The sequence below is a fragment of the Mucilaginibacter sp. genome, from assembly GCF_036383575.1.
Taxonomy (GTDB): Bacteria; Bacteroidota; Bacteroidia; order Sphingobacteriales; family Sphingobacteriaceae; genus Mucilaginibacter.
In genome coordinates this window covers 17,085-27,314 of sequence record NZ_DASVOB010000468.1, presented here as the reverse complement: position 1 = coordinate 27,314, position 10,230 = coordinate 17,085, and the positions used below count along the sequence as shown (strand labels likewise).

General features: G+C 41.9%; 13 protein-coding genes. 3 read left to right on the top strand and 10 right to left on the bottom strand.

The window, feature by feature from the left end; translation table 11 throughout:
• Nucleotides 1–268 precede the first annotated feature (268 nt).
• The 6 genes from VF500_RS16870 to VF500_RS16845 all read right to left on the bottom strand — a co-directional run bounded on the left by VF500_RS16870 (nucleotide 269) and on the right by VF500_RS16845 (nucleotide 3,347).
• Entirely contained in the window at nucleotides 269–568 is a 300-nt protein-coding gene (locus tag VF500_RS16870; RefSeq protein WP_330860796.1) for a hypothetical protein, read from the bottom strand.
• Entirely contained in the window at nucleotides 568–801 is a 234-nt protein-coding gene (locus tag VF500_RS16865) for a hypothetical protein (protein ID WP_330860795.1), read from the bottom strand. The genes VF500_RS16870 and VF500_RS16865 overlap by 1 nt, the downstream gene beginning before the upstream one ends.
• Nucleotides 802–896: 95 nt before the next feature.
• Nucleotides 897–1,499 carry a flavodoxin family protein gene (locus tag VF500_RS16860; protein WP_330860794.1) on the bottom strand — a complete coding sequence of 201 codons (603 nt, stop codon included), beginning with the start codon at nucleotides 1,497–1,499 and terminating at the stop codon, nucleotides 897–899.
• A 10-nt stretch (nucleotides 1,500–1,509) separates the two neighbouring features.
• The gene (locus VF500_RS16855) at nucleotides 1,510–1,995 is read right to left on the bottom strand and encodes a nuclear transport factor 2 family protein (protein ID WP_330860793.1); all 486 of its coding nucleotides are present in this window, start codon (nucleotides 1,993–1,995) and stop codon (nucleotides 1,510–1,512) included.
• Between the two features lie 30 nt (nucleotides 1,996–2,025).
• On the bottom strand, nucleotides 2,026–2,484 hold the full coding sequence (locus tag VF500_RS16850) for a cupin domain-containing protein (RefSeq protein WP_330860792.1): 459 nt from the start codon (nucleotides 2,482–2,484) through the stop codon (nucleotides 2,026–2,028).
• Between the two features lie 11 nt (nucleotides 2,485–2,495).
• A complete protein-coding gene (locus VF500_RS16845) occupies nucleotides 2,496–3,347 on the bottom strand; it encodes an aldo/keto reductase (protein ID WP_330860791.1) in 852 nt (283 codons plus the stop codon).
• A 149-nt stretch (nucleotides 3,348–3,496) separates the two neighbouring features.
• On the opposite strand from VF500_RS16845, the gene VF500_RS16840 reads away from it, so the two are divergent.
• Nucleotides 3,497–4,393: a helix-turn-helix transcriptional regulator gene (locus VF500_RS16840; protein WP_330860790.1), complete on the top strand. Its 897-nt coding sequence runs from the start codon at nucleotides 3,497–3,499 to the stop codon at nucleotides 4,391–4,393.
• A 229-nt stretch (nucleotides 4,394–4,622) separates the two neighbouring features.
• Here the strand turns inward: VF500_RS16840 and VF500_RS16835 are convergent, their stop codons facing one another.
• Entirely contained in the window at nucleotides 4,623–5,384 is a 762-nt protein-coding gene (locus tag VF500_RS16835; RefSeq protein ID WP_330860789.1) for a segregation and condensation protein A, read from the bottom strand.
• 285 nt (nucleotides 5,385–5,669) lie between these two features.
• Nucleotides 5,670–6,962 (bottom strand): hypothetical protein, encoded by a 1,293-nt coding sequence (locus tag VF500_RS16830; RefSeq protein ID WP_330860787.1) that lies wholly within the window; start codon nucleotides 6,960–6,962, stop codon nucleotides 5,670–5,672.
• 210 nt (nucleotides 6,963–7,172) lie between these two features.
• Here VF500_RS16830 and dxs point away from each other — a divergent pair, with 210 nt between their 5' ends.
• Nucleotides 7,173–9,104, top strand: a complete 1,932-nt coding sequence (gene dxs / locus VF500_RS16825; protein WP_330860798.1) for a 1-deoxy-D-xylulose-5-phosphate synthase — start codon at nucleotides 7,173–7,175, stop codon at nucleotides 9,102–9,104.
• A gap of 57 nt (nucleotides 9,105–9,161) precedes the next feature.
• Nucleotides 9,162–9,677 carry an alpha-ketoglutarate-dependent dioxygenase AlkB gene (locus VF500_RS16820; RefSeq protein ID WP_330860786.1) on the top strand — a complete coding sequence of 172 codons (516 nt, stop codon included), beginning with the start codon at nucleotides 9,162–9,164 and terminating at the stop codon, nucleotides 9,675–9,677.
• A 26-nt stretch (nucleotides 9,678–9,703) separates the two neighbouring features.
• On the opposite strand, the gene VF500_RS16815 is transcribed toward VF500_RS16820, so the two are convergent.
• Together VF500_RS16815 and VF500_RS16810 are read right to left on the bottom strand one after the other, a co-directional pair.
• Nucleotides 9,704–10,027 (bottom strand): type II toxin-antitoxin system PemK/MazF family toxin, encoded by a 324-nt coding sequence (locus VF500_RS16815; protein WP_330860785.1) that lies wholly within the window; start codon nucleotides 10,025–10,027, stop codon nucleotides 9,704–9,706.
• Nucleotides 10,012–10,230, bottom strand: a complete 219-nt coding sequence (locus tag VF500_RS16810) for a hypothetical protein (protein WP_330860784.1) — start codon at nucleotides 10,228–10,230, stop codon at nucleotides 10,012–10,014. Before VF500_RS16810 ends, VF500_RS16815 begins: the two co-directional genes overlap by 16 nt.

Genomic DNA, 10,230 nt, shown 5'->3' with positions numbered 1-10,230 from the left:
AATGCCCTCTTCCTGGCGTTGTTGCTCTTCATCCAATAGCTTAAATATCAGTTTGTCTCTTTTCATTGTGTGTTTTTAACGGTGCTAAGTTAAGCAATTGATATAGATTTGAGAGAGTGGAAGTTAGATTTGAGACAGGAGTGATCTTAGATTTTACTTAATTAAAAACAAACACAATATTATTTGCCGCTTAAATGGTTACAGCGAATAAATTATCAGAAAGGTTTATGTAGTCACAATGATTGTAAATTACTTATACATTGCAGTTTTAGAATTTAAGCTTATCCGGGTCAAGGCGATTATCCCAGAACATTAAAAGCTCGACGATATTATTGGATTTTACACGGTAAAATAAGCTTACCTGTTTTACAACAACGCATTTATGTGTATCACTTTGTTTAGAATAAGGATAAAGAAGTGGATTATTTGATATATGTCCGACCACTTCATCTGTACGTTTAACAAAGGCGATTACCTCTTTAATAGTCCAGTTCTCATCAAGATATTCCAATATCTCATAATAGGTAAGCTCTGCAACAGGCGACCAAATAACAATCTGGCGATGCATTATTTATTAAAAAAACGGGATTTTATTTTAGCCATTACTTCTTCGTGAGGAGTACCTTCACCTCGATCGAGCTGATTTTTTGCTTTATCAATGGCTTGTTGAACCGGGGTCGGAAGCTCTGACCAAAAATCATTTTCCGACAAACCTAATAATGAATTTATTTCATTAAGTATATTATCATCATTGCTTTGAATGATCTTTTCTACTATTTTATACTTTAATGTAATATCCATAACCTTAAAAATTATATAAAGATAACGGTTTTTAAGTAAACACCGAAGCTTTGCCTATTTCTCAAATTCCGAACCGACTTTTAAACAAATACAGTTTATTGTCGCTGAATCTTAATTCTCTGCAACCATTCCTTTATTTCCTCTCGCGCCTGCTTTTCACGTTCGCCCTGCATTACAAAATAAACGCCATCCCGTTCAATGCCGCCTTTGGTTGTAAAGCCGTCTAATACATTGCTTTTGGGGCATAACTCTTTTACCGTTTCAAAAGTACTGCCAATGCCATAGCCCGCATTGGTATTGAATGGCACAATGGTTTTTCCGCTCAGATCATATTGCTTTAGGAAACTTTTCATCGGCGGGGGCAGCTTCATGCCCCAGGTAGGGAAACCAACAAACACCACATCATACTGATCGATGCTGTCAATTTTTGTTTTCAAGGGTTGTAGGTAGCCGCTTTCATTTTCTTTTGCAACCTGTTGTACTATGGACTGGTAATTTTCAGGATACGGCTTCTCCAGCTCAAGTGAAACCAGCTTTCCGCCTACTTCATCATGTATGAGGTTTGCTATTGCTTTGGTATTATTGGTGCGCGACAGGTATACGATCAGTATCTTTTTTGCCGATGTGGATTGTGCGTTAGTACAGGCAGATACGCCGCAGAGCACTGTTAACATCAAGGCAAAGAATCCCTTTTTCATAGGCTTAATTTTATTGCTTACCCGGTGCTTCCATTTTAACCGGCCTTAGTAATTGCGAAAAGGTGAGTGAGCCCATCTTCCAGTTGCCGTTTTCTTTAATGTATACCTCTGTCACCATAAAAGCGTGGGTAACTTCGTTTCCACCCACTACCGCCAGCAAATCGATGTCATTTAACAGAATGGCCGTGTTACCAAAAATGTTCACCGAGGCAGAATAGACCGCTGCTTTTTTATACCAGATCCCTCCCGATTTAATGACGTTGAGTTCCTGCGGCTTTCCCCAGCTTCCGCCCATATGAACAAACACACATTTTTCATTAAACAACACATTTAATGAATCTACATTTTTATCTGCCATCCAGGTCCATTTTGTTTTTGACAGATTGATGATCTCTTGTTCTGCTTTGGTAGGAGTAGGAGATGTATTTGGCGTTTGTGCGCTGGCTAATTGCACGCCGACAATTAACAGGAATAATGTGATAATTGATACTTTCATAATTTTTACAGGATTATTGGTATTGATAAATTATTTCACGCTGTTGTATTCCTCATCGGTTACCCTTTGCAGCCATTGGGTTTTATTTGTTGCCCCATTAGTGCTAACGGCAATGTAAGTAAAGGTTGATTTAGGCGATGCACCATGCCAGTGGGCTACCCCGGGAACACATTTGATCACATCACCTTGATGAGCTACCTGGATTGGTTTACCTTTTTCCTGGTAATACCCTGTGCCTTCGGTGATCATCAGGATTTGCCCGGCCGGGTGGATATGCCAGTCGAGTTTAGCGCCCGGTGCAAAGGTTGCCGTAGCGATATTGCAATCAATTACGCTATCGGCTTTGTTCAATTCCCTAAGCCAAACGTCGCCGGTATGGTTATTGGTTTTAGATAATTCGCCTCTTGTAAACACAGGCGCTGTTTGTGCCATTGCGCGGGTAGAAGCTATTGCTCCCAATAAGATCATTACATACAGTACTTTTTTCATGTTTTGCAGGTTTAATTATTCAATTTTCTTTCTCCAAGCCATTTCACCATTGCCGGATCCCGGTGGTCAAAAAAGCTGCTTGCTTTGGTATCTAATGTTTTAATAGCATTCATATCTTCAGTACTTAGTTCAAAATCGAAAATGTTGATATTCTCTTCCATTCGTTCTTTACGCACTGATTTGGGAATAGCTACCACGCCCCTTTGTGTAAGCCAGCGAAGAATTACCTGGGCAATTGATCTATTGTACTTCCCGGCAATGGATTGTAGCAGTTCATTATGAAAAATGTTGTTTTTACCTTCGGCAAATGGCCCCCATGATTCAATCTGCACCTGGTTATCGATCATGAATTGCTGCGCCTCATTTTGCTGATGAAATGGATGGGTTTCAACCTGGTTTACAGCCGGAACAATCTCGTTGTGAATGATCAGATCGATCAGCCTGTCGGGATGAAAATTACTTACGCCAATTGCCCTTACTTTTCCTTCTTTGTACAGCTCTTCCATGGCCCGCCATTCGCCGTAAACATCACCATATGGTTGATGCATCAGGTACAGGTCGAGGTAATCTAACTGCAACTTTTTCAGTGAGCTTTCAAAGGCTTTTTTTGCCCCGGTATAACCGTCCGACTGGATCCAAAGCTTGGTAGTGATAAACAATTCTTCTCGGGCAACATCACTGCTTCTGATAGCCTTACCTACAGCTTCTTCGTTCATATAAGACTCCGCCGTATCAATCAAGCGGTAACCTGTTTCTATAGCCTCTCTTACACTTCTTTCACACTCCGCCAGATCTGTTACCTGGAATACGCCAAACCCAAGGATGGGCATTTCGATGCCATTATTTAATTTAACTTTTTGCATAGCTGATATTTAACATCACAAAGTTGAGGTCTTTTATTTGCCCAAACAGGATACAGATTACGGATGTTTATACCATTATTACTGATTGGGCACGCCCGGGTGCCAACGCATTGATTAATAGCGTAAATTCGAACTAAAATAGAGTGGATATGGATAGCATGCGCCGTTTCAATACAATAAATGAATACAATGCATTTAACAACAACGAAACCAAACACCCATTGGTGAGCGTTGTCGATCTGTCAAAGGCCAACCCGAGATCGGGCTCCCGGATGTATTTTGGCTTTTACATTGTGTTTTTAAAAGATGTTAAATGCGGCGACATGGTGTATGGCCGAAACACATACGATTACCAGGAGGGGACATTGGTGTTACTTGCCCCGGGGCAGGTAGCCGGCATAAACAGCAATGGTGAAATCTATCAGCCTAAAGGTAATGCGCTGGCCTTTCATCCCGACCTCATACACGGCACTTCTCTGGGCAGGCGAATCCAGGAGTTTACCTTTTTCGGCTACCAGTCGAACGAGGCATTGCACTTATCTGAACGTGAAAGAAATATCGTTTTGGATTGTTTTTCCAAAATAGATTATGAGTTGGAACGAGGGGTGGATAAGCACAGCAAGCGCCTGATCGTAGCCAATATCGAATTGTTCATGGATTACTGCACCCGTTTTTATGACCGGCAATTTATTACCCGGGATCATGTGCACCAGGGAGTTTTAGCAAGATTTGAAAGCCTGTTGAATGATTATTTCGGGTCGGAAAAACCGCAGATCATCGGTTTACCCGCCGTTGCCTGGTGTGCAGAGCAACTGAACCTTTCGGCCAACTATTTCGGCGATCTGGTAAAAAAAGAAACAGGCAAAACGGCCCAGGAATATATCCAGGCAAAACTAATTGATATGGCTAAGGAAAAGATCTTCGACGGCAGCAAATCCATTAACCAGGTTGCTTACGAATTAGGTTTTAAATACCCGCAGCACTTTGCCCGTCTGTTTAAGAAAAGAGTTGGCCATACGCCACAAGAGTATCGGTCATTAAATTAAAAAAGCAGGTAGATTATTCAGGTAAATGAATTTTAGTCCGCAGCAAGCGGCAGGGCATCACCAACGTGAGATTGGTGATTTAGTTGATTACCTGTAATGGTAACGGTGTTCCGGGGTGAGATCCGGAACATTTTTGTAAAAAAGCTGAAAGCTAAAGGCTCAAAGCTTTTGTATTATCTCCCCAAAAGCTTTCGGCTTTAAGCCTTCTGCCTTAAGCTCAAAAAAACTTTTAGCTTTCCGCTTCGGCCCCGGCTTTCGACGAGATCCAAAAGTTATTATATCCCAATCCTATCTGGATGTCGATCAGGTCCTGTTGAAGCATTTCAAGCACGGCCAAAAAGTTATATACAAAATGCACCTTATTTTCAGATTCTTTGGCGATGGCTTTAAAATCGAGCATTTTATTGATCTTCAGCAGATCGGCAACCGCCTTTTTTTGCTTTTCGATGGTGTAAGGATATTGTACTACCGTATGCTTTACTTCCTCGTTGCGCCTGGTGAAATTGCGGACCATTCGCTCATAAACAACCATGAGGCGATAAAGGGTTAACTCGGATAGTTCTTCGCCGGGGACGGCCACTTTTTCAACCTGTTCCAGGTCATGCTTGATATTGCCGCGCTTTTCCTGTTTAAAACGCTCATCCTCCATGGGCCTTATCTCTTCACATGCCTCCTTGAACTTTTTGTATTCGATGAGTTTCCTGATCAGGTTTTCTTTGGTGTCCGGGTCATCACCTGCTTCTTCGGTACCATAACGGGGCAACAACATTTTGGCCTTAATGCGCATAAGGGTAGCCGCAACGAAAATAAATTCGCTGGCAATTTCCATGTTGAGGCTTGTCATTTGGTGCAGGTAGTGCAGAAAATCATCGGCAATTTTTGCTATCGGGATATCGTGGATATCCAGCTCATCGCGTTCAATGAAAAACAGCAGCAGGTCAAACGGGCCTTCAAACTGGGGTAACCTAATGGCAAAACTATCGTCGGTCATAAAGGGTCAAAAATAAACATTTTACAACATCAAATAATTACAAACCAGCCAGCCTTCAAGGAAATCGCGTTTAAAATAATTCGCCCTATATTACTAACCTCATCTGAAAAATTTCTACACGAATGCTTTTCAAGCCATCTGCAATTAATCGAATTACACGAATCTTAAATTGATTCTAAATTCGTGTAATTCGATTAATACGTAAAAATTAGTGTGAAAATTTTTCATTTTTAATCTACATGTGGTTAAAAGCGATTTCCCTATACCGCCTTTATACAGATGCCTTTATTTGTTATAAGGAAATTCATTAACCCAATGAAAACCGCGGTTAATAAGCTTGAAGTTTTTCATGTCAAACTTTTTCATACTGATCTTAATCGAATCCAAACCAAGTTTCCCTTTCAGCATCAGGCTGTCTTTTCCATGTTCGGAATATATAAAATGATATTTGGCGGATGTATCAGCATCTGTAAACATTACTATGGTGTGTGCTTTAGTGTCTTCCCTGAAAGTATAATTCTGGGTACTGTCATTCATTTTTTTAACGGTAGCATAGCCCGAGCTGCCTACTACCAATTTACGCCATCGTTCGGTATTTGTAGTTAACGGTGTAATGGTGTCTTTATTTACCACATAGCTTTGGATATCGTAAATACCGTAAAAATGTGGTTTCACGGCAGCATCTCCGTATTGGGTAGCGGCTTTTATATCGCCCCCAATATTTGATATCAGCAAGTAGATCAGCAAAATATATTTAATAACAGAAAGTGAAATATTTTTCCATTTCCGTCTGAACCTATGCGGTTCAATTTCTGATGGTAATGCAGTTTTATTCAAAAAAAAGAAATTGACAAGCCGGTGGGCATCCTTTGCAAGCAGAAACAACGCCATAAGCACCAGCGTGGTTGACAGGAGCTTAACCGGCACATCGAAACAATAGTTTATCGCCATGATATTCCCTGCAACTACCAAACCCAGCACTGCTCCCAGTGTTGTGGTTTTACGAAAAAACAGGAACAAACCACAAGAAACCTCGGCTATGCCTGTAAAATAATTAAAGCCGGTTGAGTAGCCCATATAAGTCCAGGCCAGGCCCATGGGGGAGGCATTACCAAATGATTGCAGCAATCGCGCCGGAGAAGGTGACGGAAACTGCAATTTAATGATCTTGACAAAGCCATAGCTCAGCATCGTTATCCCCACATAGTACCGCAAAATCACGCACAGCCAATAAAATAGTTTGTTGTAGTTGCGGGCTTTTCTGTCAAGTACCGACCAAATAATGGTTACTATTGCAGATACAGTTACTATCAGTAAAATAACAAGATAATCGTACGTGGTATCGCCGCTGCCATTGGTAAAAGTGGTAACAGGCTGTGCCATATTCAACAGGTTTTTAGAAAGCCAGGGGATAATTATATGGAAAGGCTGGATAAGATAATCGGATATAACATCGGTGTAAGGCAGCACCCCGTTTGGGTTAAAAAAGATGTATAATATAAATAATAAGAGGAAGAACCTCAATGCTATTTTTTGCAGGGCCGACCAGTAAAACGGGGCTGCGGTAGTCTCAGTCATATGATAACAAGGTTGACGGTTTGGATAAAGCTAAATATAATAAATTACGTTAATTCAGGCAGATAAATATTTTACCTCCCTTAATCTACCCGAGTATTACTGTGTTTTATGCTGTACCTGGCAGGCCTGCAAAACAATTAATACATTTAGATGTCCTTATTTTAACAATAATTACCTTATTTTGCAGGTTAAATATCCTTACGAATGTCAATGCAGGTACCGGCCGGGAATTTATTACAAAAAATAAATTATCCATCTGATTTAAAGTTACTTAATGAAAGTGAGCTTGAGCAGGTGTGCCAGGAACTACGCCAGTATATTATTGACGTGGTATCAGTTAACGGAGGCCATTTTGCCGCCAGCTTAGGTGTGGTTGAGCTCACCGTAGCATTACAATATGTACTTAATACACCTTACGACCAGTTAGTTTGGGACGTTGGCCACCAGGCTTACGGCCATAAAATACTTACCGGTCGTCGCGATGAGTTTCACACCAACCGTATCCACGGTGGTATCAGTGGCTTCCCAAAACGTTCGGAAAGCCAGTATGATACTTTTGGTGTAGGCCACTCATCAACCTCTATATCTGCCGCATTGGGTATGGCTGTTGCCTCCCAGTATAAAGGCGAAACCGACAGGCAGCATGTAGCCGTAATTGGAGATGGTGCCATGACCGCGGGTATGGCTTTTGAGGCCCTTAACCATGCGGGCATCGAAAACTCCAACCTGCTGGTGATCCTGAACGACAACAACATGGCCATCGACCCAAACGTTGGCGCATTAAAGGAATATCTGACCGATATCACTACCTCAAAGCCATATAACCGCTTCAGGGACGATATAGCACATGTATTGGCCAAGCTATCGTCAATAGGTCCTGATGCTTTCAAAGTGGCTCAAAAGCTCGAAAAAAGCATTAAAGGCACCCTGCTTAAACGCAGCAACTTTTTTGAAGCGCTTAAGTTCAGGTACTTTGGCCCGATTGATGGACATGATGTAAACCACCTTGTAAAAGTTTTGAAGGACCTGCGTGATATCCCGGGCCCTAAATTGCTGCATTGCATCACTGTAAAAGGTAAAGGTTACGCCCTTGCCGAAAAAGATCAGACCAAGTGGCATGCTCCCGGCTTGTTTGACAAGATTACCGGTGAGATCAAAAAAACTAAATACGATAAGCCCCAACCTCCTAAATACCAGGATGTGTTTGGGCACAGCATCATTGAACTGGCCGAACAAAACCCTAAGATCATGGGGATTACCCCGGCCATGCCTTCAGGCTGTTCATTAAACCTCATGATGAAGGCTATGCCAAACCGCGCGTTTGATGTGGGCATTGCCGAACAACACGCGGTAACTTTCTCTGCCGGTTTGGCTACCCAGGGACTTGTTCCGTTTTGTAATATATACTCCAGCTTTATGCAGCGTGCCTATGACCAGGTGATCCATGATGTGGCCATACAAAAGCTCAATGTAGTATTTTGTCTTGACCGTGCGGGTTTTGCTGGTGCCGATGGTGCTACTCACCATGGTGCTTATGACATGGCCTATATGCGCTGCATCCCTAATATGGTTGTATCAGCCCCCATGAACGAGGAAGAACTGCGTAACCTGATGTTTACTGCCCAGCAGGAAAACATGGGGCCGTTTGTGATCAGGTATCCACGTGGCAATGGTGTTATGGTTGACTGGCAGCGTCCGTTCAAAGCTATCCCGGTAGGCAAAGGCCGTAAGGTTTGTGATGGTGATGATGTAGCGATACTTTCAATAGGCGCTATCGGTAACGAAGTAGTTAAAGCCATTGCTGAGCTTAATGCCGAAGGTTATAACCCGGCTCATTATGATTTACGTTTTGTAAAACCGCTTGACGAGGCTTTGCTGCATGACGTATTCAAAAACTTTAATAAAGTAATTACTGTTGAAGATGGCTGCATAGAAGGCGGCGCAGGTACAGCTGTGCTTGAATTTATGGCTGATAATGGCTACACCAATATCCATGTAAAACGCCTGGGGATCCCTGATAAGTTCATTGAACATGGCGACCAACCCGAGCTTTGGGCCGATTGTGGTTTCGATGCCAACGGTATAGCCCGGCAGGTGAGGAACATGGCCGAAAAGCGGAATGTGAATAATATAGCGTCGTAGGTGCCCGGCTTCCTAAAGGGAGAGAGGGAACTTTTCTTTCAATCATTTTTCAGGTAAATGGAAGGCATACTTTATATCGAAAATTTTATTGTCGATCCGGCATCACTATTCAGTTTTTTGACAATGAATGTTGTGTGGGACGAACGAATGGCCGCTCGGAAAACAGCCAGCTTCGGGGTGGCTTATAACTATTCGCAAATAAGCTATCCATTTAAACAGTTTTTACCTGAGCTGTCTGCGATCATCCAAAAACTTGCAAACACACTTGGTTTTGAGCCTAACAATTGCCTTCTCAATTATTACCTTGATGGGAAGGCCAAGATGGGTTATCATTCTGACCAAACAGATATTCTTTATCCTGGTACCGGCATTGCAATAATTTCGGTAGGAGAACCGCGGACTTTCAGGCTCAGGAATATCGAAAATAAGAATGAACTTGTTAATTATGAACTTACATCAGGTAGCCTGATATATATGACCCAAGAAGTTCAGGCGCAATGGCAGCACGCCATACCTGAATCGGATACCGAAAATGGGAGGATAAGCCTGACATTTCGGAAAATCAGTGAATAATCTGATCCAGCAGTAAACGAAGTTTATTATGTTAAAAGCTTGATAATCGCACTTGAAACTTTTGCGAAGCTTGTTCTTTTTAGTGTTCCGGCTGTGCGTATGATCATCTTTTTATCAGCAGTAAAAATACGCGAAGGACGAATATTTGAGGCTATAGGTAAAGATCCATTTGCAAAGTCGGTCTGATCAATAGCATAAATATCTTTGCTTTGCTGACTCGTTATCTGGCATAATATAATGTCATCACCTTGTAAGTCAGCTAACACTAAAGCGGGTCTCTTCTTGCTACCAGATAAATCAGAAAAAGGAAACGGAATAACTACAATATCTCCCTTTACAAATCCTGCCATGCCTCATCTTCTTCTGTTGTTAACCAGCTTTTAGCCAAAACGGCTTCTGTAGCAAAATGAGTTGTGATATTGTCCATCTTTTCGGTAGTGCTATCGGCTTCTTCAATAGTAAATGCAATAACCTCCACCTGTTTACCAACAAATTCTTCCGGTAAATTAATTGATATGTTACGATTGCTTGGCTTCACCACTGTTCTGATCAT